The 21542-nt window shown below is 71.0% G+C and carries 18 protein-coding genes; 8 read left to right on the forward strand and 10 right to left on the reverse strand.

The annotated features are described in order from the left end of the window. Nucleotides 1-46 precede the first annotated feature (46 nt). From ACIG5F_RS20935 to ACIG5F_RS20950, 4 genes are all read right to left on the reverse strand, one after another. Entirely contained in the window at nt 47-1243 is a 1197-nt protein-coding gene (locus ACIG5F_RS20935; RefSeq protein ID WP_396519771.1) for a macrolide family glycosyltransferase, read from the reverse strand. An 85-nt stretch (nt 1244-1328) separates the two neighbouring features. Then, nucleotides 1329-1907 (reverse strand): CE1759 family FMN reductase, encoded by a 579-nt coding sequence (locus tag ACIG5F_RS20940; protein WP_396519773.1) that lies wholly within the window; start codon nt 1905-1907, stop codon nt 1329-1331. Further along, nucleotides 1904-2980 (reverse strand): LLM class flavin-dependent oxidoreductase, encoded by a 1077-nt coding sequence (locus ACIG5F_RS20945; protein WP_396519775.1) that lies wholly within the window; start codon nt 2978-2980, stop codon nt 1904-1906. Before ACIG5F_RS20945 ends, ACIG5F_RS20940 begins: the two co-directional genes overlap by 4 nt. 132 nt (nt 2981-3112) lie before the next feature. Then, nucleotides 3113-7396, reverse strand: coding sequence for a BTAD domain-containing putative transcriptional regulator (locus ACIG5F_RS20950; RefSeq protein ID WP_396519777.1), 4284 nt, complete (start codon nt 7394-7396; stop codon nt 3113-3115). Nucleotides 7397-7492: 96 nt separating this feature from the next. Between ACIG5F_RS20950 and ACIG5F_RS20955 the strand changes: the two genes are divergently transcribed. Further along, nucleotides 7493-7840 (forward strand): DUF488 domain-containing protein, encoded by a 348-nt coding sequence (locus ACIG5F_RS20955; protein ID WP_396519779.1) that lies wholly within the window; start codon nt 7493-7495, stop codon nt 7838-7840. On the opposite strand, the gene ACIG5F_RS20960 is transcribed toward ACIG5F_RS20955, so the two are convergent. The 4 genes from ACIG5F_RS20960 to ACIG5F_RS20975 all read right to left on the reverse strand — a co-directional run bounded on the left by ACIG5F_RS20960 (nt 7830) and on the right by ACIG5F_RS20975 (nt 10932). Next, nucleotides 7830-8333 carry a GNAT family N-acetyltransferase gene (locus ACIG5F_RS20960; RefSeq protein ID WP_396519781.1) on the reverse strand — a complete coding sequence of 168 codons (504 nt, stop codon included), beginning with the start codon at nt 8331-8333 and terminating at the stop codon, nt 7830-7832. The two genes, ACIG5F_RS20955 and ACIG5F_RS20960, sit on opposite strands and share 11 nt — an antisense overlap. Beyond that, the gene (locus ACIG5F_RS20965; RefSeq protein ID WP_396519783.1) at nt 8334-8705 is read right to left on the reverse strand and encodes a hypothetical protein; all 372 of its coding nucleotides are present in this window, start codon (nt 8703-8705) and stop codon (nt 8334-8336) included. 68 nt (nt 8706-8773) lie between these two features. Then, nucleotides 8774-10087 carry an APC family permease gene (locus ACIG5F_RS20970; protein WP_396519785.1) on the reverse strand — a complete coding sequence of 438 codons (1314 nt, stop codon included), beginning with the start codon at nt 10085-10087 and terminating at the stop codon, nt 8774-8776. Continuing rightward, the gene (locus ACIG5F_RS20975; RefSeq protein WP_396519787.1) at nt 10084-10932 is read right to left on the reverse strand and encodes a carbon-nitrogen hydrolase family protein; all 849 of its coding nucleotides are present in this window, start codon (nt 10930-10932) and stop codon (nt 10084-10086) included. The genes ACIG5F_RS20970 and ACIG5F_RS20975 overlap by 4 nt, the downstream gene beginning before the upstream one ends. A 102-nt stretch (nt 10933-11034) precedes the next feature. Here ACIG5F_RS20975 and ACIG5F_RS20980 point away from each other — a divergent pair, with 102 nt between their 5' ends. Together ACIG5F_RS20980 and ACIG5F_RS20985 are read left to right on the forward strand one after the other, a co-directional pair. Then, nucleotides 11035-11760 (forward strand): FadR/GntR family transcriptional regulator, encoded by a 726-nt coding sequence (locus ACIG5F_RS20980; protein ID WP_396519789.1) that lies wholly within the window; start codon nt 11035-11037, stop codon nt 11758-11760. Nucleotides 11761-11817: 57 nt separating this feature from the next. Further along, nucleotides 11818-12987 (forward strand): arylsulfotransferase family protein, encoded by a 1170-nt coding sequence (locus ACIG5F_RS20985; protein ID WP_396519791.1) that lies wholly within the window; start codon nt 11818-11820, stop codon nt 12985-12987. Nucleotides 12988-13038: 51 nt separating this feature from the next. Here ACIG5F_RS20985 and ACIG5F_RS20990 read toward each other — a convergent pair whose 3' ends face one another. After that, nucleotides 13039-13557 carry a hypothetical protein gene (locus ACIG5F_RS20990; RefSeq protein ID WP_396519793.1) on the reverse strand — a complete coding sequence of 173 codons (519 nt, stop codon included), beginning with the start codon at nt 13555-13557 and terminating at the stop codon, nt 13039-13041. 174 nt (nt 13558-13731) lie between these two features. Then, nucleotides 13732-15195 (reverse strand): alpha/beta fold hydrolase, encoded by a 1464-nt coding sequence (locus tag ACIG5F_RS20995; RefSeq protein ID WP_396520161.1) that lies wholly within the window; start codon nt 15193-15195, stop codon nt 13732-13734. A 341-nt stretch (nt 15196-15536) separates the two neighbouring features. On the opposite strand from ACIG5F_RS20995, the gene ACIG5F_RS21000 reads away from it, so the two are divergent. The 5 genes from ACIG5F_RS21000 to ACIG5F_RS21020 all read left to right on the forward strand — a co-directional run bounded on the left by ACIG5F_RS21000 (nt 15537) and on the right by ACIG5F_RS21020 (nt 21467). After that, a complete protein-coding gene (locus ACIG5F_RS21000; protein WP_396519795.1) occupies nt 15537-17183 on the forward strand; it encodes a hypothetical protein in 1647 nt (548 codons plus the stop codon). A 65-nt stretch (nt 17184-17248) separates the two neighbouring features. Beyond that, nucleotides 17249-17755 carry a SigE family RNA polymerase sigma factor gene (locus ACIG5F_RS21005; RefSeq protein ID WP_396519797.1) on the forward strand — a complete coding sequence of 169 codons (507 nt, stop codon included), beginning with the start codon at nt 17249-17251 and terminating at the stop codon, nt 17753-17755. Continuing rightward, on the forward strand, nt 17752-18564 hold the full coding sequence (locus tag ACIG5F_RS21010) for a hypothetical protein (RefSeq protein ID WP_396519799.1): 813 nt from the start codon (nt 17752-17754) through the stop codon (nt 18562-18564). The genes ACIG5F_RS21005 and ACIG5F_RS21010 overlap by 4 nt, the downstream gene beginning before the upstream one ends. 45 nt (nt 18565-18609) lie before the next feature. After that, the gene (locus ACIG5F_RS21015; protein ID WP_396519801.1) at nt 18610-20286 is read left to right on the forward strand and encodes an RNA ligase family protein; all 1677 of its coding nucleotides are present in this window, start codon (nt 18610-18612) and stop codon (nt 20284-20286) included. Continuing rightward, on the forward strand, nt 20286-21467 hold the full coding sequence (locus ACIG5F_RS21020; protein ID WP_396519803.1) for an RNA repair domain-containing protein: 1182 nt from the start codon (nt 20286-20288) through the stop codon (nt 21465-21467). Before ACIG5F_RS21015 ends, ACIG5F_RS21020 begins: the two co-directional genes overlap by 1 nt. Nucleotides 21468-21542: the final 75 nt, after the last annotated feature.

The raw sequence follows: 21542 nt of genomic DNA on the forward strand, positions 1-21542 counted from the left end.
CCACACGGGAGGAGTGGGGCTGCGCGGGGTCGAAGTTCGGCGGCGCCTAGGACAGCGCGGCCAGCTCCCGCAGCCGGTCCTCCACGAGGTCGGCGGCCTGGGCCGCGCCCCGGGTGTCGATGATCTCCTGCCGCAGCGCCGCGACCGCCGCCCGCATGTCCTCGTCGGCGGCCACGTCCAGCACCGCCTGCCGGAGCTCGGCCGCGGTCAGCCCCGTGAGGTCGATCCGCCGGGCCACGCCGGTGCGGACCGCCGCGTCCGTCGTGTCCTGGTGGTCGATCAGCTCCGGCGCCAGCAGCAGGGGAGTGCTCTCGCGGACGGCCGTCATGATCGCGCCCATGCCGCCGTTGTTCAGGCACACGGCGGCGTGCTTGAGCACCGAGCGCTGCGGCACCCAGGCCAGCACCTCGAAGTTCGGCGGGTACTCGCGGTCGCCGTCGTCCTCGCCGCCCAGCGTGATCACGATGTGCCAGTCGAGGTCGGCGAAGGCCGCGACGCACAGCTCCGTGAAGTCGGTGTCGTGCCGGACCATCGACCCCAGCGACACCAGCAGCACCGGCTTGCCGTCGGCCGGCGGCTGCCAGTCGCCGGCGTACGACGCGCCGTCCACCGCCGGCCCCACGAACCGCATGTGGGGCCCGAACTTCTCCCGGTCGGGCTGGAAACTGGGCGGCAGGAAGCACAAACCGAGCTCACGGGTGGCGCCGGACTCGTCCTCGCCCAGCCCCAGCTCGGCCCGGGCCCTGCCCACCCGGCCGGCCAGCTCGATCAGCTCCGGGTCACTGAAACCGGGGAAGGCGCGGGCCATCCGGTGCGGCCGCCAGTCCACGTTCCCGTCGTACGCGAAGTGCAGGTGGGTCACCACCGCCGGCACCTGCCAGCGCCGGGCCAGCGCCGTCGCCACGTCGAACAGCATCGCGTCGGCGACGACCAGATCCGGCCGCTCCTGCTCCAGCCCGGCCGCCAGCTCGTCGATCAGCAGCAGGCTGTGCTCCACGCACCGCAGGTCCATCAGCGTCGCCTTGACCGTGGTCACCTCGCCCATGCCGGCGAAGGTGGCGTTGCGGGACATGGCATCCGGGTAGGCGAGCAGCCGCGCCCCGGTCCTGCCCACCGCCGCCGCGTGCGACTCGCTCGTGGCGTAGGTGACGCGGTGCCCGCGCCGCACCAGCTCCTCGGCGAAGTTCAGCGTCGGGTAGACGTGGCCGTACAGGGGCAGACTCAGATAGGCGATGTTGGCCATACCCCATGCTCACGCCGACGCCCGTGCCGCTCGGGGCACGGGCCGGCACTACTGATGATTCACCTAGGCCACAGATTCGCCGACGTCAGTGGGCGAGGAGTTGGTCGAAGGGGATGAAGGTGTCAGCGGGCTTGGCGGTGGTGCGGATCCCCGTGGCGCGGTCGGCGAGCTCGGCCCCGGCGCGGCGCACGCGGTCGTGCAGCGAGGGGCTGCCGAAGTCCGACGAGGCGGCGAACACGCCGGTCGGCGTGACCTCGGCCCGCAGGTAGGCGAACATCGGCCGCAGCTGGTAGTCCAGCACCAGCGAGTGCCGCTCGGTTCCGGCGGTCGCGGCGATCAACACCGGCTTGCCGACCAGGGAATCCTTGTCCAGCACGTCGAAGAAGGACTTGAACAGCCCGCTGTAGGAGGCGGTGAACACCGGCGTGACCGCGATCAGCGCGTCGGCGGCGGTCGCCGCCTCGATGGCGGCGGACAGCTTCGGGCTGGGGAAGCCGGTCAGCATGTTGTTGGTGACGTCCACGGCGATGTCCCGCAGCTCGATCACCGTGATCTCCGCGTCGCCGCCGAGCGCCTCCTTGGTCGCCGCCGCCAGCTGGTCGGCCAGCAGGCGGGTGGAGGAGGGCTGGCTCAAACCGGCGGTCACGACCGCGATGGCAGTCATGCGGACACCTTCTTCTGCTTCAGCGACTCGTGGGTGGGGGCGTCGGGCACGTTGGCCGGCCGCTTGGCGTCAAGCTCCTTGCGCAGCACCGGAACGATCTCGCCCAGCAGGTCCAGTTGCTCCAGCACGGTCTTGAGCGGCAGGCCGGCGTGGTCCATCAGGAACAGCTGCCGCTGGTAGTCGCCGAAGTGCTCACGGAAGGTCAGGGTCTTGTCGATGACCTCCTGCGGGCTGCCGACGGTCAGCGGCGTCTGCGAGGTGAAGTCCTCCAGCGACGGCCCGTGCCCGTACACCGGGGCGTTGTCGAAGTACGGCCGGAACTCGCGCACCGCGTCCTGGGAGTTGCGGCGCATGAACACCTGCCCGCCCAGGCCGACGATGGCCTGGTCGGCGGTGCCGTGGCCGTAGTGCTCGAACCGCTGCCGGTACAGCTGGATCAGCTGCTGGAAGTGGTAGGTGGGCCAGAAGATGTGGTTGGCGAAGAAGCCGTCGCCGTAGTAGGCGGCCTGCTCGGCGATCTCCGGGCTGCGGATGGAGCCGTGCCACACGAACGGCGGCACGCCGTCCAGCGGGCGGGGCGTGGAGGTGAACTCCTGCAACGGGCTGCGGAACTTGCCCGACCAGTTCACCACGTCCTCGCGCCACAGCCTGTGCAGCAGCGCGTAGTTCTCGATCGCCAGCGGGATGCCCTGGCGGATGTCCTGGCCGAACCACGGGTACACCGGGCCGGTGTTGCCGCGGCCCATCATCAGGTCCACCCGGCCGTCGGCCAGGTGCTGGAGCATGGCGAAGTCCTCGGCGATCTTCACCGGGTCGTTGGTGGTGATCAGCGTGGTCGAGGTGGACAGGATCAGCTTCTCGGTCCTGGCCGCGATGTAGCCGAGCATGGTGGTGGGCGAGGAGGGCACGAACGGCGGGTTGTGGTGCTCGCCGGTGGCGAACACGTCCAACCCGACCTCCTCGGCCTTGAGCGCGATCGTGACCATCGCCTTGATCCGCTCGGCCTCCGTCGGCGTCACGCCGGTGGTGGGGTCGGTCGTCACGTCGCCGACCGTGAACACTCCGAACTGCATGTCCGCTGCTCCTCTCGAAACGCCTTGTACTTGAACTCTCAACTACATGGCTGGGGAGAGTATTCCACGGCCGGCGGCGGCCATGGGCGAGGTGTCGCTCACAAGGCCTGGGCGTGCGGGTCGGGGCGCTGGTCAGCAGGGGTCGGTCGGGGCGTCCTCGCTCACGTAGGTGTGCCACTCGGCCTCGCTGAGCGGCGTCCCGCGCACGCTGCACACCTGCCGCGCCACTGCCTCGGGATCGGTCTGCCACAAGGAGATCGGCGCGTCGGCCACACCGGCGGCGACGCTCCCGCCGCGCGGGTCGAAGGCCACCGCGGTGACGTTGCCGGTCGGCCCGGACAGGCTCGCCGACTGCTTCGGACGGCGCGGGTCGCTGATGTCCCAGGTGGACACCGTGCGGTCCCAGCTGGCGCTGGCCAGGGACTTGCCGTCGGCGCTCAGGGCCACTGAGGTCACCGTGTTGGTGTGGTCGGTCAACGTGCTGAGCTGCGACGGCGCGCCGCTGACGTCCCACAGCTCCACGGCGTGGTCCTCGCCGCCGACGGCCAGCAGCTTGCCGTCGGCCGACAGGGCGATGCCGCGGATCGCCGCCGGCCGGGCGGCGGTGATCGGGGCCTTGCTGACCGGGTGCACCGGGTCGGAGACGTCCCAGATCCGGGCGGTGCCGTCGTAACTGCCGCTGGCCATGGTCTTGCCGTCGGCGCTGAAGGCCAGCGAGCTGACGCCGTCGGTGTGCGCGGTCAGCGGCTGCCCGATCGGCGTGACGTGGCGGGGGTCGGACACGTCCCACAGTCTGATCAGGTGATCGTCACCACTTGTGACTATCATCTTCCTGGACGGATCGAAGACAACCGACTCCAGCTGCCCGGTGGAGGCGGCCACGGTCGACAGCAGCGTCGGATGGGCCGGGTCGGCGACGTCCCACAGCTTGGCGGTGTGGTCATAGCTCACGCTGGCCAGGGTCTTGCCGTCCGGGCTGAACGCCACCGAGGTCACCGGGCCGGTGTGCTCGGTCAGCGTGGCCAGCGCCGTCGGCCGCCGCGGGTCGCCCATGCCCCACAGCCGCACCGTGCCGTCGTAATGGCCGCTGGCCAGCACCTTGCCGGTCTTGTCGAAGGCGATGCCCCAGCCGGACTGGGCGTGCCCCAGCACTTCGTCCGCGCTCACGTCCCACACCGTCACGGCCCAGTTGGCGGCCCCGGTGGCCAACGACGAGCCGTCCGGGCTGAACGCCACCGCGCGGATCGTCGCCGGCGCGGTGAACGAGGCCACCGGCGTGCCGGAGGTGATGTCCCAGACCCGGGTGATGTGGTCGTCGCCGCCGGCCGCGACCATCCGGCCGTCCGGGCTGAAGGCCACGGCCTCCAGGAAGCTCGTAGCGGGCGGCAGCGTCGCCACCGTGGCGCCGGTCGCGGTGTCCCAGATCCGGACCGTCTCGTCGTAGCTGGCGCTGGCCAGGCGGCTGCCGTCGGGGCTGAAGGCCACGCCGGTGACCGCGTTGGCGTGGCCGGCGAGAACTCCGGCCGGGGCCCCGGTGGCGGCGTTCCACAGCCGCACGGTGTTGTCGTAGCTGCCGCTGGCGACCAGCTTGCCGTCCGGGCTGTAGGCGATCGAGGTGACGGTCTTCTCGTGTCCATTGAGGACGGCGAACGAGGCCAGCTGCTGACCGTCCACATGCCACAGACGGACCGTCTTGTCGCCGCTGCCGGTCGCGAGCTGCTGGCCGTCCGGGCTGAAGGCCAGCGAGAACACGCTGTCGGAATGACCCCTGCCCGTGGCCAGCGGCCTGGGGCTGCGGGGATCGCTTACGTCCCAGAGGATGACCGAGCCGTCGGCGATGCCGGCGGCCAGCCGCTTGCCGTCCCGGCTCAGCGCCACACCGTAGGCGGCGCTCGACACCGGCAGGGTCGCCAGCTCGCTGCGGGAGGTCGCGTCCCACAGCCGAACCGACTTGTCCTTGCTGGCGCTGGCGAGGAGATTTCCCCCGTACGACAAGGCAGTCACGCCGTCGCTGTGCCCCAGCAGCCGGGTCGCCGCCGGCACGCCCGAAGACGTCAGCAGGCTGCCCGTGGCCTCGGTGGTCGGCGAAGTCCGATACGCCACCAGGCTCAGCTGCGCCGCCAGCGCGGGATCGGCGGCCAACAGCGAATTCGACCGCAGCGCAACCTGTCTGGACAGCGCGTCGGCCCGCTGCTGCGACGTCGTGTTCCACTCGATCAGCGCGAACACCATCGAGCCCACGGCCACCAGCAGCAGCGCCGTCAGCGCCGCCACCAGCTGCCGCAGCCGCCGGGTCCGCCGCACCGCCGACTCGTGCTCGGCAGCCTCCCGCTCGGCGCTGACCTCCAGCAGCTCGCGCTCCACCGGCGCCAGCGCGTCGTCGTCCGCCCACTCGCGGGCGATCGCCAGCTTCGCACCCCGGTACAGCCCCGAATCGTCCCGGCCGGCCTGCTGCCACGCCCGAGCGTCCTGGGCCAGCTGCTGGTGCTGCCGCAGGCCTTCGCGGTTGGCCGCCACCCACTCGCGCAGCCGTGGCCACGACCGCAGCAGCGCCTCGTGGCTGATCTCGGCCGTGGTCTCGTCCAACGTCACCAGCCGGGCCCGGGCCAGCGCGTCCAGCACCGCCGCCGCCGTCTCCGGATCCGACGAGCCCTCGATCAGGCCGGCCCGGTCCGCCCGCGCCCGCGTCACCTCGACGCCCTCGCCGACGTGCACCAGCCGCAGCAACAGCCGGCGCACCAGATCCCGGCCGACCGGATCGAACCGGGCATACGTCGCGTCGGCCGTGGTGGCGATGGCCCGGTGCACGCCGCCGACCTCGGCGTATCCGTGCAACGTCAGGCGATTGCCCTCGCGGACCTGCCAGGTCGCCAGCAGCGTGTGGGCCAGCAGCGGCAGCACGCCGCCGGTGTCCTCCTCGGCCCCGAGATCGCGCAGCAGCACGTCGCTCAGGCCCGGCTCCAACTCCAGCCCGGCCAGCGCCGCCGGCCGCTCGATCGCCTCCCGCAGCCCCGCCGCCGTCATCGGGCTGACCACCACCGCCCGCTCCAACGACGCGACCAGCTCCGGGAACCGGGCGCAGTGGCCGTAGAAGTCGGCCCGCACCCCGTACACCACGGCCGCGTTGAGCGCGGTGATCGCCTCGACGAACATCCGGCGCTCGGCCTCGTCCTCGCAGAGCGTGAACAGCTCCTCGAACTGGTCGATCACCACCACCAGGCGCTCCGAGCCGTCCAACACCCCGGCCAGCTCGGTCGCTTCGTCGCGGATGATCGCCAGCAGCTCCGACGGCGGCTGGCCGGTGCCCTGGGCCAGCGCCGAGGCCAGCGCCTCCACCGGCTTGTTGCCCGGCGTCACCAGCAGCCAGGTCCAGCGGCGGGTGGCCAGGTCCATGCCCTCGATCGTGGGGACAAGGCCGGCCCGCAGCAGCGAGGACTTGCCCGAGCCGGACGCGCCGACCACCGCCACCGGGCCGTCCCGCCGCGGATCGCCCAGGCGGTCCACCAGGGACGCCGTCAGCTGCTCCCGTCCGAAGAAGTACTGCGCGTTGCCGACCGAAAAGGACATCAGGCCCGGATACGGGCTGCGCCCCTCGCGGGCCGGCGTCGGCGGCTCCTCCTTGGGCAGCGTCACCGTGACCCGCTGCTTCGGGCGGCCCAGCGCCGGGTCGTTGGCCAGGATCTGCTGGTAGACCGCCTGCACCTCGGCGCCCGGGTCCACCCCCAGCTCCGCCGCCAGCATGCGGCGCAGCCGGTCGTGGTGCTCCAGCGCCTCCGCCTGCCGGCCGCCCCGGTACAGGGCGATCATGTGCAGGGCTCGCAACCGTTCCCGCAGCGGGTGGTCCTCGACATACGTCCGCAGGTCGACGACCACTTCGGACTCACGGCCCAGCGCCAGCAGGGTCTCGGCCCGATCCTCGATCGCCGCCAGCCGCAGCTCGGCCAGGTGCTGGCGCTCGCTCTCCGCGAACGGCCCCGGCACGCCCGGCAGCGGCTCGCCCTGCCACAGCCGCAGGCCCCGGTCCCAGTGCTCGATCGCCCGCTCCACGTCGTCGCCGGCGCGGGCCTGCGCCGCCTGCTGGAAGGCGTGCTCGAACCGCCAGAGGTCCACATTGTCCGGCTCCAGCGTCAGCCGGTAGCCCGAGCCGACACTGGCCAGCAGCGACTCCCGGGCCGCCGCCTTGCGTTCCCCGGCCAGGGTCTGGCGCAGCTTGGAGACGTAGGTGTGGATGATGCCGCGGACGCTGTCCGGGGGTTCCTCACCCCAGACGCCGTCGATCAGTTCGGTGCGGGACACCACCTGGTTGCGGCGCACCGCCAGCTGTGCGAACAGGGCCCGCTGTTTCGGCGGCCCCAACTCCAGTTCGCGTCCGTCGACTTCCGCGTGCAGCGCGCCCAGGAGCTTCACGGCCAGCATTGGCGCAGTGTAGCCGTGGCACTTTCTCCAGTAGGTGGCCGAAGTCGACGGCATGTCCTGCCGGCGTGGCGCGGCGTTCGGGGTTATCGTCCGCCGGTGCAGACGGTGCGGGTCGCGCGCGTGTACGACGAGCCCGGTCCCGATGACGGGACCCGGGTGCTCGTCGATCGGCTCTGGCCGCGGGGCCTGCGCAAGGAACTGGCCCAGTTGGACCACTGGTGCCGAAGCGTCTCTCCCTCGACCGAGCTCCGGGTCTGGTACGGGCACGACCCGGACCGCTTCGAGGAATTCGCCGAGCGGTACCGGGCCGAACTCGCCGACCCCGAGCACCAGGCCGCTGTGGACGGTCTGCGCGCAATGGACGGTGTCGTCACGCTGCTGACCGCCACCGCAGCCCTCGACATCAGCCACGCCGTGGTGCTGGCCGAGGTGCTCAGGGCGTGACGCCTTTTCGCAGCGTCACTTCGAACGGCTCGAATCCGCGCGAACGGTAGAATCCGATCGCCCCCTCGTTGGCCGCGAATGCCGTGACCCGGAATTCCGTTGCCCTCGCCCGAGAAGCCCACGCCGTGAACTCCCCGACGAGTGCCGATCCGACGCCGTCACGCCGAACCGACTCGTCGACGCGCATGCTTTCCAGCACCGCCACCGTCGCCCCCGGGCGGAGCTCGCTGCTGCCGAGCCGGCCGACCAGGTGGCCGACGGTCCGGCCATGTTCTCTGGCCAGCAGGCATAACTGCCCGTCAAGCCGCCCCCGGTAGTAGGCGGCGCCCGCTCGATCGGGCCAGCCGGTGTCCATCCACGGATCATGCCGGCCGCCGTCCTCGGCGAACAGCGCGGCCACCGACGTCACCAATGCGGGAATCAGGTCCTCAGTCACGGCAACAATGTCCATGCCGTCGACGGTATCCGACCCTTTTTTCGGTGTAAATTTCAATCAGGCGTGGATCTTGTTGCAGGCGTTGCCGCGCTGCCGGTAGCCGCCGTCGATGTGCTCCCAGCCGGCCACGCAGACCAGGGCCTGGTCGGGCAGGTTGTGGCCCACGGTGAGGCGCCAGTGGTCGGGGGATCCCCAGCTCTGGGTGGGGGAGTTGGCGTTGAGCCCGCCGCCGGAGATCTGGAAGTGGCCGTAGAAGCGGCTGTTCCAGGTCAGGCCGGCCTCGACCCACTCCACCTGGAGGCCGGTGCCGTTGATCTCGTTGCACACCAGCACGTGGCAGGACCGCGCGGAGGCCTGCGCGGGCCCGCCGACGGCCAGCGTGGCGGCGATGACGGACGCGGCCACCAGGACAACGCGAACGGCTTTCACGGCAGCTCCTCAAGTCGAGTGTCGCTCGACTTCCTGCCTAGGGCACGGCCCGGCCGGCCGCAACTCGATCACTCCTCGAACGTGACCTCCGGCGGCGGGCGGCGGAAGCCGCGGGTGAGGTAGGCGAGGTAGCAGACGCCCAGGGCCAGCCAGATCAGCCCGAGGGTGACGGCGATGCCGTCCAGGTGCACCAGCAGCCAGATGTCGACGGCGGCCCCGATGACCGGGAACACCAGATTGCGCAGCACCGAACCCCGTTGGCGCAGCCACAGGGCGATCACCGAGATGTTGACGAAGGTGAAGGCGGTGAACGCCCCGAAGTTGATGAACGACGTGGAGGTGGTGACGTCCAGGGCCAGCGCCCCGAGGCCGACGAGTCCAATGAGGACGATGCCGAACACCGGCGTCTCGAACTTCGGTTGCAGGTAGGAGAAAAGCCGCTTGGGCAGCACGCCGTCCCGCCCCATGGCGTACATCAGGCGGGACGCGCCGGCTTGCGCGGCGATGCCGGAGGCGAACTGGGCGACCATCAGCCCGGCCAGGAACACCGCGGCGAAGACGTTGCCGCCGATGTCGGTGGCGATCTCGAACGCCGCCGAGGAGGTGTCGTGGAAGGTGGAGCCGGGATGCGCGAGCTGCGTGGCGTAGGACAGGATCACGAACAGCACGCCGCCGAGCAGCGCGGTCAGCAGGATGGCCCGCGGAATGGTCCTGCGGGGCTCGAAGGTCTCCTCGGTCAGCGTGGTCACGGCGTCGAAGCCGAGGAACGCGTACGCGGCCAGCGCCGCCCCGGCCGAGATGCCGCTGAACGAGGATCCGTTGTGGTAGAAGGGAACCGTGCTGAACAGGCCGCCGGAGCCGACGTGGCGCAGGGACAGGATCACGAAGAACACGATCACCAGCAGCTGGAAGGCCATCAGCAGGAAGTTGGCGGTGACCGCGACCCGGATGCCCAGCACGTTCAGCACGGTGGTGACCACGATGAACGCCAGCACCCACACCCAGCTCGGCACGCCCGGGAACTGCGCCGACATGTAGGCCGCGCCGATCAGCCAGATCACCATGGGCAGGAAGAAGTAGTCCAGCAGCACGGCCCAGCCGACCAGGAAGCCGACCCGGGAGTCGATCGACTTGCGCACGTAGGTGTACGCCGAGCCGGCGACCGGGTAGACCGACGCCATCCGGCCGTAACTGGCCGCGGTGAACAGCATCGCCACCGTGGCCAGCAAATACGCGGTGGGCACGGTGCCGTTGGTGTTGTCGGCGACGATGCCGTACGTGCCGAGCACGATCAGCGGCGCCATGTAGGCGAGTCCAAAAAGGACAACACCCCGCAGGCGCAGGTGCGGCGTGAGCTTCGCGGTCGTAGTCGGCGCGGTCATCGCGGGTCACCTCCGCCCGGCCGCCACCGGCCGGGTTCGATTCGTCCCTGGTACAGCGGAAGCTCGATGGGCGCGTCGGTCTCCCCGAACTGCTGCCACATCCGGTTCAGCCCGGCGGTGCCGTGCTTGCGCACCCGTGCCACCTCGGCCAGGTCCAGCTCCAGCGCGAGCACCGCCGGCTCGGCCCCGGGCGTCTCGGCCAGCACCTGCCCCTCCGGCCCGACCACGATGCTGCACCCCATGCCGAACGGCCCGGCCACGTTCAGGCTGGCCACGAACACCTGGTTGACGATGGCGTTGGCCCGGGCCAGCACCAGCTCCTGGGCCCGGTCCCGGGTGGTGGTCTGCACCGGGTTGAGCACCAGCTCGGCCCCCATCCAGGCCAGGTGCCGGGTGATCTCCGGGAACCACGCGTCGTAGCAGATGGAGAAGCCGACCCGGCCCTCCGGCAGGTCGAAGACGACAAAGCGGTCGCCCGGGTCGTACGGCTCGTACGGCCGCCACGGGAAGACCTTGCGGTAGGAGGCGACGAGCTCGCCGCCGGGGGAGTAGACCACCGCGGTGTTGAACAGCTCGCCGGCCGGCCCGCGTTCGCACACGCTGCCCGGCGCCAGCCAGATCCCCAGGTCGCGGGCGATCTCGGCCAGCTCCCGCCCGCGGGGGCCGTCCAGCGGCTCGGCGGCGTCGGCCGGCTTCGGGGCCCGGCACAGGTGCAGCTCGGGGTACATCACCAGGCGGGTGCCCGGATGCTCGGTGAGCAGGGCCTCGACCTCGGCGGCGAAGGCGGACAGGGGCCGGTCGAACGGCACCGGTTCGGCCTGCGCCAACACGACGGGCAGGGACACCGCGACTCCTTCCGTCGGTGACGGTAGGCGCAAAATAGTCCAGCCTGAACAGTTTTACAATACTGCTCATGATGAGCGGTTTTGGCCGGTATGGTGGCCGGCATGGACCGCCTGAGCGCCCCCGCGTTGACCGGCCCCGCGCTGACGACACTGCGCCGGCTTTCGGCGCTGGACACGGTGCGCGCGCGGATCGCGCTGGCGGTGGACCTGGGCCTGCTCGCCCCGGGCGAGTCGCTGCCGCCCGGCCCGGAGATCGCCATCGCGCTCGGGGTCGGGGAGATCACCGTCCGGCGGGCGCTGGAGTCGCTGTGCGTGGACGGTGTGCTGGAACGCCGGCGCGGTCGCGGCGGCGGGACCCTGGTCGCGTCGGAGCCGGCGATGGGGGTGGTGGCGGAGATCGCCGCCTACACCGGGGCCGCGGCCGAGGTGCACGAGCTGATCGACCACCGGCTGGCCTTGGAGGCGGGCCTGGTGCATCTGGCGTCCGTGCATCGGACCGACGAGGCCGTGGTGGAGCTGCGAGACCTGGTCTCCTCGATGGACAAGGCATCGGGCTGGGCCGAGTTCCACGAATTGGACGCCCGGTTCCACATGGCGGTCGTCGAGGCCAGCGGCCTGGCCGTCGGCGTGGGCCGGTACGCCGCGGTGGTGCGGGAGCTCTACCGCTACTACCTGCCGTATCCCTTGGAGTATCTGCGTGAGTCCAATCGGGAGCATGGTGAACTCGTGACGGCCATCGAGCGGCGGAACGCGGTCGAGGCGGTGGCGGTCACGTGCCGGCACGTCGAGGTCCTGCACCGCACGATGCTGTCCAGCCACTCCGCCTAGTTCCCACACTCTGAACGCGCTTCCGTTGCTGGGCAACGTGTTCTAGCGTCGCCAGCCATGCGCCAGTACATCCTCGCGGCGGCCGCCGTCACCGCCGCGGTCGTTCTGCCCGCGGCTCCGGCCGCCGCAGACCCGCAGTTGCCGCCGCTGACCGTGCTCACAAATGCCGCAGGGGCCGGCAAAGGCGACATCTTCATCACGCCGAGCTCCGGCGCCTATGCCAACGGCGTGGAGATCCTCAGCCCCGACGGCAAGCAGGTCGTGTGGTCGCGGACCGTGCCGGCCGGGCAGGCGGCGACCGACTTCCGCAAGCAGACCTATCACGGCCAGCCGGTGCTGACCTGGTGGCAGGGCACCGGATTGGGCGGCCTGGCGGTCGGCGTCGACGTGATCTACGACGCCCACTACCGCAAGATCGCCGAGGTTCGGGCCGGCAACGGCTACCAGGCCGACGGGCACGAATTTGTCATCACGCCAAGGAACACGGCCCTGGTCCTGGCCTACCGGCAGTCCACCGCCGACCTCACCGCGATCGGCGGCCCGGCCGCCCAGCAGGTCGTCGACGGCGTGGTGCAGGAGATCGACATCGCCACCGGCAAGGTGCTGTTCCAGTGGAACGCCGCCGATCACGTGCCGTACGCGCAGAGCGAGCAGCCGCTGCCGGCGTCCACCTCCACGCCGTGGGACTGGTTCCACATCAACGCCGTCAAGCAGGACGGCGACAACCTGCTGGTCGACGCGCGCGACACCTGGAGCGCCTACGAGATCTCCCGCCATGACGGCCGGATCCTGTGGCAGCTGGGCGGAAAGGCGAGTTCGTTCAAGGTCGAGGGTCAGGAGCTCAACAGCGCCGGCGCTCTCGTCGCGTGGCAGCACGACCCCGAACCGCTCGGCGGCGGCTACTACACCTTCTTCGACAACGAGGCCGCCGGCGCGGCCAACACCGGCGCCGGCGCGGTTTCCCAGTACCCCAACAGTCGTGTCGTCACCGTGAAGCTCGACTTCGCCAAGCGCACGGCAACCTTGGTGCGCACGGAAAATCAGCCCGCCGGCCTGCTCGCCACGTCGCAGGGCAACGCGCAGCCGGGGCCGGGCGGGCGGACGTTCGTGGGCTGGGGCGCGCTGCCCTACCTGTCCGAGTTCGACCGGTCCGGGGCCGTGGTGTTCAACGCCAAGTTCCCGGCCGGAGTCAACACCTACCGCGCCTACCGCTTCGACTGGCGCTGATTCGGGTGCGCGCCGGCCGTCGCCGTTGACGGCCGGCACGCGGCTAGTGGCTCAGCCGCCCGCCTGGGAGGCGGCGGTCCGAGCCCGGGACATGTACTGGTTGTAGGCACCGTTGTTGTAGGTGGTCCACGGCGTCCAGTCGGCGCCGTTGGACGAGATCCGGGCCGTGGCCTGGGCGCAGGTCACCGGGTTGAACGCCTGGGCGTCGGTGACCTCGCTGTGCCAGAACGAGTTGATCTGCCACACGCCGCGGTCGCGGCTGCAGTCGGTGTTGATCAGCACGGCCTGGGTCCAGCCCTGGCTCTCGGCCAGCGCGACCGCGATCGAGATGATCAGGCCGTTGCCGTGCAGGCCGCCGTTGTTGCGGGCGTACTGGGCGATCTGCAGGTCGGACAGGTGGGTGCCGGCCAGCGTGCTCTTCTGGGTGCAGGTCGCCGACGGGCTCATCGCGGCGTCGGCCGGCCGGGTGCCGGCGGTGGCCAGCGGCGCCGCGGCCAGCAGGCCGCTGAGCACGAGTGCGGACAGTGCTGGGATTTTTGGCCAGGCCAGACGCAGGGGTGTCTTCGCCATCGTGTTTCCTCACAGTCATCGCAGGGGTAATGACGTGATGGGCGTGGCGGCGTCCGACCATCCTGACAGCGAACGATCCTCGGGTGAAACATTCACCCTTGACAGTTCTGGTCTAGACCAGAATGGGAAACGCCGCCCCGGCCGGGCCGGGGCGGCGTCGCGGGTGCTCCTCGGTCAGGCGGCGCACTCCGTGTCGGAGACGTTGCCGGCCTTGCGGGCCGGCAGGGTCCCGCTGCTGAGGTAGTTGCCCAGCACGGTGTTCAGGCAGGCGTTCGCGCCCGGCACGACGCCGTTGGTGATCGCCCCGTTCACGGTCGCCAGCGCCGAGTGCGGATACCGCTGGCGCACGGTCAACGCGCCCGACAGCGGAGTGACAGCATCCAGCGAGTTCTCCAACAGCAACACGCTGCGCACCGCGAGACCCAGCACCGGCACGGCGGTTCCGGCCTTGGCCGGCCACACCCGACACGGCGCGTTGGCCCAGGTGTTGCCCCACGCGGTGTCCGGCGCCTGCGCGTCGCTGGCCACGGTGTCGGCCCGCCAGGTCGCCCAGTCCGTCGGCCACGGCGCGTCGGTGCAGGTCTGCGCGAGCAGCGTGGCGAACGTGTTGTCGTTGCCGTGCTGGAAGAACTGCGAGTACGTGGCCTGCACCTCGGTGGCGTCGCCGCTGGCCACGTAGCGGGCGAAGATGCCGGCGAACAGCGGCCAGGTGGCCTGGAAGTACGGCGTCACCAGGAAGGTGTCGGCCAGCTCGGACGGGCCGATCACGCCGTCGGCCGGGTGCGCGGTCACCTTCGCGATCTGGTCGGCCCACACCTGCTGGATCGCCGCCCGGGTCGTGCCCAGGTGGTAGGTGCCGTCATTGGCCGCGAGGTAGTCGAACCAGAGCAGGAAGTTCCGCTCCAGCCCCGAGTTCTGGTCGAAGTTGGCCGCCCGGTACCAGACCTCGTCCGGGTTGATCGGGCTGTCCAGCACCATCCGCTGCACGGTCAGCGGGTGCAGCGTGCCGTAGACCTCCGCGACGTAGGTGCCGTAGGACTGCCCGTACAGGCTGAGCTGGGTCACGCCCAGCGCCTGCCGGATGTCCTCCATGTCGGCCACGATGTCGGTGGTTTTCATGTGCTGCAACAGATCCGGCTGGGCCTGGCCGCACGCGTCGGCGTAGCCCTGCACCCGGGTGAGCCACTGGGCCTCGATGTCCGGCGTGGTCGGCCGGTACGACGGGCGGTCGAAGTCCTGGTAGTTCGGCTCGCACGACAGCGCCGGCACGCTGGGCGCGAGGCCGCGGCGGGCGAGGCCGATCCAGTCGTAGCCGTCCGCGCCGGGCAGCTGGGACCCGAGCGCGGCCTGCTCGTAGCCGGTGCCGCCGAGCGCGTTCGGCGCCACCATCATCACGCCCTGGTACGGGCTGGAAGCCTTGTGGGCCAATCGGGACAGCGCGAGCGTCAGCTGCGTGCCGCCGGGGTTGGCGTGGTCGAGCGGCACCTGGAGCGTGCCGCACTGCGCGCCGGCGGCGGCCAGCGCGGTGTCCGAACAGGAGCCCCAGGTGATCGTCTGGTGCGGGAGCGCCGCGCCGACCGCGGGCGCGCTCCCCATGGTGACCACGGCCGCGGCGACGATCGCGGCGGCGGACAGCACACGTCTCAACTCGAATTGCCCCTCTCACAGGTGTTTCCCCGTGATCACGGTAGGCAGCGCCCCGGGGCCGGGCACGCCGGCAGTGGGGTTCGGGCCGAGTTTTGTACCCCTCCGGTCAGCGCCGTCGCCGGGCCCGCGGGCCGGTCGACAATGGGCGTGAGCGGGAATTCGATGACCGCTGAAGCTATTCCGGATCACGGCGGCGGCCGGCCTCTCTGGGGGTCGAGGCGGGCCGCCGCCGCTTCCTGTCTACCAGTCCCGCGCTGTTCAGCGTCGACGACTGGACGGTGGACAACATTCTGTGAACAATGCTGGTGGGGACTTAAGGGGGGAGTAGGGGAATGCCACGCGCAGAACGCCCGTTGGCGGCCGAGGACGGCCCGGTCGTGCGGTTCGCCGCCGACCTGCGCAAGCTGCGGGCCCACGCCGGGAATCCGGTTTATCGCGAGCTGAGCCGCCGGGCCCACTACTCGCCGGCGGCGCTGTCCGAGGCCGCCGCCGGGCGGCGGCTGCCCAGCCTGTCGGTCACGCTGGCCTACGTTTCGGCCTGCTCGGGCGACACCGCCGAGTGGGAGCGGCGGTGGCGTGAGGCCACCGCCGCGCTGCGCGAACCGGCCGAGGGACCGGAGCCGGCCGGCTCGCCCTATCTCGGCCTGGCGCCGTTCGAGGAGGCCGACGGGCCGCTGTTCTTCGGCCGTGAGGAACAGGTGGCCGAACTCGTCGATCGGGTGAACGGACGGCGATTCGCCGGGCTGTTCGGCCCATCGGGCTGCGGCAAGTCGTCCATTCTGCGGGCCGGGTTGGCCGCCGACCGTGGTAATCGCCCGACAATTCTGTTCACGCCCGGCGCGCATCCCGTCGAGGAATGCGCGGTGCAGCTGGCCACATTCCTGGCCGAATCGCCGACGGTGCTGCGGGCCGAATTCATGGCCGACCCGGCCAACCTGGGGCTGCGCGTCCGGCAGGCCCTGGTCGACCGGGGCGAGGACGCGGACGTGCTGCTGGTTGTCGACCAGTTCGAGGAGGTCTTCACGCGGTGCGCTGACCCGGCCGAGCGGGACGCGTTCATCCGGGCCTTGGTGGCCGCCGCCACCGGTCGTTGCCGCGTGGCCATCGGCGTCCGCGCCGGCTTCGAGGACCACTGCGCCCGGCACCCCGAGTTGGCCGCCGCCCTGCGGGATGCGCGGGTGGACGTCGGCGCGATGACCAGCGAGGAACTGCGGCGGGCCATCACCCAGCCGGCGGTGAGCGCCGGCGGCATGGTGTCGACCGCGCTGGTCGCCCGGGTGATCTCCGACGTGTGCGGCGAGGCCGGGGCGCTGCCGCTGCTCTCGCACGTCCTGCTGGCCACCTGGTGTCGCCGTCAGGGCACCACCCTGACCGTGGCCGGCTACGAGGCCGTCGGGGGCGTCCACCACTGGCTGGCCCGCATCGCCGAGCAGACGTTCGCCGCGCTGTCCGAGGATCGGCAGCGCATCGCCCGCCGGCTCTTCCTCCGGCTGGTCGACGTCGACGACCGCCGGCGGCGGGTGTCCGGGCCCGAACTCGACGCCGACGACGCCACCAAGTCCGTACTTGACACCCTCGTCGACGCTCGGCTGCTGACCGTGCACGCGGACGGCGTGGAGATCACGCACGAGTCCCTGATCCGGCACTGGCCGCGACTTCGGGACTGGCTGGCCGAGAACCCCGACTACCGTCGCATCCAGCGGGCGCTGACCCGGGCCACCGACGAGTGGGAGGCGCTCGACCACGACCCCGGCGCCCTGTACCGGGGCGTTCGCTTGGCGTCGACGGCCGACTGGGCGGCCCGCACCGACGACGCCGTCACCGCCCGCGAACGGGCCTTCCTCGACGCCAGCCTCTCCGCCCACCGCCGTCAAACCCTTCGGTCACACCAGATCGCCGCCCTGGTCGCCGTGCTGCTGCTGATCGCCCTGTCCGCCGTCGCCTACGCCTGGATCGCCACCCCATCCCTGTGTTCGTGACCGTGCAACCCCGCTGGGCTCCGAGGGCGTGTTCATGAGTGGAGCCGACGACACGGAGGGGGAACATGGCCGATCGCGACATCGCGTTCGCTCAGTTCGTCACGGCCAAGGCCGACAGCCTGCAACGCACGGCGTACCTGCTGTGCGGTGACTGGCACCGTGCCGAGGATCTGACCCAGGTGACGTTCACCAAGCTGTACCGCCACTGGCATCGCCTGCACGACCTGGAGGCGCTGGACGGCTATGCCCGCAAGGTGCTGGTCCGGGCGTTCCTCTCGGAGCGCCGGCTGGGCTGGTTCCGCCGCGAGCACGTGACCGCCGAGCACGACGACCGGCCCGGCCTCGGGTTCGCGCCGGAGGACCGGCTGGTTCTGTTGGCCGCCTTGGCCAAGGTGCCGGCCGGGCAGCGGGCGGTGCTCGTGCTCCGGTACTGGGAGGACATGTCCGTCGAGGACGCCGCCCGGCTGCTGGACTGCTCCGAGGGCACGGTCAAAAGCCAGGCGGCGCGGGGATTGCAGGCCCTGCGGGCGCTGCTGGACGTCACCACACTGAGCTCAAGGAGGGGCGCGTGAACGAGCAGGAACTGCGGGAAGCACTCCAGGAGGCGATGACCGACGCCGCGCCGCCGCGGCCGGTGACCGCGGACGCGGCGCTGACCCGGGCCCACCGGGCCCGCCGCGCGCGCCGGGCCAACCTGGCCGGCCTCGGGGTCGGGGTCGCCGTGGTCGCCCTCGTGGCCGGGGCGTTCACGATCAACGTGCCGCGGACGCAGATCGGAACGGCCGCCCAGACCAAGGGAACTGCCGCCTCGGCGACGACTTCGTCGACCGAACACGGCGACCGAACCCAGACCAAAGGGCCACAGAACGACAAGAGCGTGCAGCTTCTGGCCACTTTGGACGGTGTGCTGCCCTCACCGCTGCGGCCCGCGATCGACGCCCAGATGCCCGGCGCCGCGTTCAAGCTGCGCTCCAACCAGGCCCAAGTGGAGAACTGGGACACCGACAACTGGGGCTACCAAGGGATTGAACCGGTCGCGCCGGCCAACGGCGGCGTCGGGGTCGGCGAGGTGATCGTCGAGGTGCACGCCCCCGGCAACGACATTCCCGCCGACACGTGCCAGGCCGCGCAGGCCTTCTGGGGCGTGAGCGGCGACTGCGTGGTCAAGCAGGTCGGCGACAAGACCGTCGGTCTCATCTCGCACACCGCCGACGCCCGCATCGACTCCGTTGCCGCGTACCGGTATTCCGACGGCACCGTCGTGTACCTGGCCCAGAGCAAGGAGTACTTCCACTCCGGGGTGCCCGGGCTGGCCGCCGCGCCGCTGACCGACGACCAGCTGGTCAGCCTGGTGCTCACCCCGGGTTTCAAGGTGGGCTGAGGATTTTCGGTGGGGTTCAGTGCCCCGGTGTGGTTTTCTCACCGGGTGAGGATCCACTATCCGCGCACGCCGCACCTGCCGTGGTCGCCGGGCGCGACCGCCGACGACCTGCGGACCACCGACCTGTCGGGGTTCGCGGGCCGTGAGGTCGTGGTCACGGAGAAGCTGGACGGCGAGAACACCACCCTCTACCGCGACGGTCTGCACGCCCGGTCCCTGGACTCGGCGCACCACCCGTCGCGGGCGTGGGTGAGGTCGTTGCACGGCAAGGTGGCGAGCGCGATTCCGGCGGGGTGGCGGGTGTGCGGGGAGAACATGCACGCCCGCCATTCCGTGCGCTACGAGGGCCTGGACAGCTGGTTCTACGCCTTCTCGGTGTGGGCCGGGGAGCGCTGTCTGTCCTGGGGCCAGACCGTCCGGTTCGCCTCCGAGCTGGGCGTTCCGGTGCCGAAGGTGTTGTGGCGCGGGGTGTTCGACTCGCGAGCGGTGCGGCGGATCCGCCTGGACCTGGACCGGCAGGAGGGATACGTCGTCCGGGTCGCCGACGGCTTCCCGTTCGGCGATTTCCGTTCCTGCGTGGCGAAGTGGGTGCGGGCCGGGCACGTCCAGACCGACCGGCACTGGATGCTCGGCCCGGTGGTCGCCAACGGCCGTGGCCCGGCCTCCGCCCTGTGGGACGTCCGGGCCGGCATGGCTGTCGACGCCTCTGATCTCCTTGCCGCGGTGGGTTTTGCCGACGCCGAGGATCTCGGCGACGTCGTCGAGCGGCTGGACGTCCTGGGGCGTAGGGGAGACGCCCGCCTGATCGGCGTGCTGGCGGCCCTGCTGCGCGGCCACCAACGCCGTCTGATCATGGCCGATCTCGCTGGTTTGCTGGGTATGCGCATGGCCCGCCAAGTTGCCGATGTGGTTGGGCTGTATGGCCGCCTGCTGACCCCGTTCCCGGACGACTCGCGCCGATCCGGCTTGCGGCAGTTGGCCCTGGCCGCGGACCTCGGCGTGCTCCATGCCGTCGCGGCGGCCGCGCAGCCCGGAAACCAGGAGGTCGAGTGGTCGGCCCTGCACGCCGAGGAGGCCGGCCTGCTCGGCCCGCGGCCCTTCGATCCGTTGAAGTCGGAGTTGCGGGCGCAGAACCTCGACGAGGACGCGGCCGACCGGTGCTGGGCCGAGGCCCGGTGCCGGATTTCCACGGCGGCGGAGGCGATTCCGCTGACCTGGCGCTGGCGGTCCGGCGAGTTTCCCCGTCTGGTTGCCATGATCGGGCCGTCCGGCAGCGGCAAGAGTCATTTTGTCGATTCCCTGAAGGGGATTGACGAGGCGGTGTCGCTGGACGACCTGCGTGCGGCCCGGGGGCGCCGTGCGGACCAGAGTGACAACGCGGCCGTGTTCCACATCGGGGTGCGGCGGCTTGAGCGGGCCCTGACCGCCGGCCGCACCGTGGTCTGGGATGCCACGTCGCTGAATCGACGGCAGCGCACGTTGTTCCGCACCGTCGCCGCCCGGCGGGACGCGCTCGTCACCGATGCCGTGCTGTTGGCGCCCGAGGAGGAGTTGCGGCGGTGCAATGCCAGCCGGCCGCATCCGGTGCCGGCGGAGGTGCTTTCCGCGCAGCTGGGCCGGTTCTCGCCACCGTATCCGGGGGAGGCGCATCGCACGTGGTACGTGGGCGTTTCCGGTAGGGTCGAGGATGTCGCCGGGGCGCTCGGCCGCGAGGAGGGATGATGCGGACCAGCGAGGAGATCTACCACCGGGTGCGCTGGGATCCGCGGTTCGACCCGGCCCGGTTCGTGCTGGGCATCGCTCTGCGCGGCCGTCCGCCCAAGCGCGTGCCGCTGGCGTCCTTCGTGCCCGGCGGCGAGATTCCGTGGCACCGCATCGTGTTCGTGGAGGCCGATGGCGAGCTGGTGTGGGATCGGGCCACCGGCGTCGACCGGATCGACTCCTCCGACGCCGGGCGGGTGCTGGATCCGCGCCGGCTGCGTGCCCCGTTCTTCACCGCCAAGGCCCCGTACGCGTGGGACGGCCTGGCCTGGTCTCCGGTGCGCTCCATCCATGATGGACACTACGGCGACAGCCGCCTGCGGGTGCTGACGTGGAACGTCTTGTGGGACCGCTACGACCGTGACCGCATCGACACCGCCTCTCGTCGCCCCCGGCTGGTCTCCGAGCTTGAACGCGCCGAGGCCGATGTGATTGCCCTGCAAGAAGTCGAGGGCACTCTGCTCAAGCTCCTGCTGGCCGCGCCCTGGATCCGTTCGAACTATGTCGTCAGCGAGGTCTCCGACCGCTCGATCGACGTCAACGGCCTCCTCCTGCTCAGCCGCGTCCCCGTTCGGGAATCCGGCTTCCACGCCCTCGGCTCCCACAAGGGCGTTGTCGCCTTCGTCGTCGAGACCGCCGCCGGCCCCGTCACCATCGCCACCACCCATCTCACCAGCGACCACCATGCCCAGGGCCCCGCCCTTCGCGACACGGAACTGGCTGCCCTCAACGATGGTCTGTCCGATGTGGACATACCGGTCGTCTTGCTCGGCGACTTCAACGACGGGACCGCTCTCCCCGCCGACACCCTCCATCTCACCGACGTGTGGACCGAGACCCACGGCGTTGACGACCAGACCCCTACCTTCGACCCTGTCGGCAACCCTCTTGCCGCCGTCTCCTCCTTGACCGGCCGACCTTCCCGCCTCGACCGTGTCCTCACGCGCTCCCTCCGTCCCGTCCACGCCTCCCTCCTGCGCGCTCCCGTCTCCGACCACTACGGCGTTGAGGCCGAGTTGTTGGTCGGCAAGGACGATTCCGCCGTTCTCGACTCCCCGGCCACCACCCGCACCGCCGTCGCGTGGCTGTCTCCCGTCGACCAACCTGTCGTCGATTCCCTTCGCCGCAGCCATGATCCCTAGGTCGACGTCAACCTCCTGTTCGGCTTCGTCCCCGAGTCCGACTTCGCCGATGCTCGCCTCCGTCCCCACCTTGCG

The sequence above is a fragment of the Kutzneria sp. NPDC052558 genome, assembly GCF_044547355.1.
GTDB lineage: Bacteria > Actinomycetota > Actinomycetes > Mycobacteriales > Pseudonocardiaceae > Kutzneria.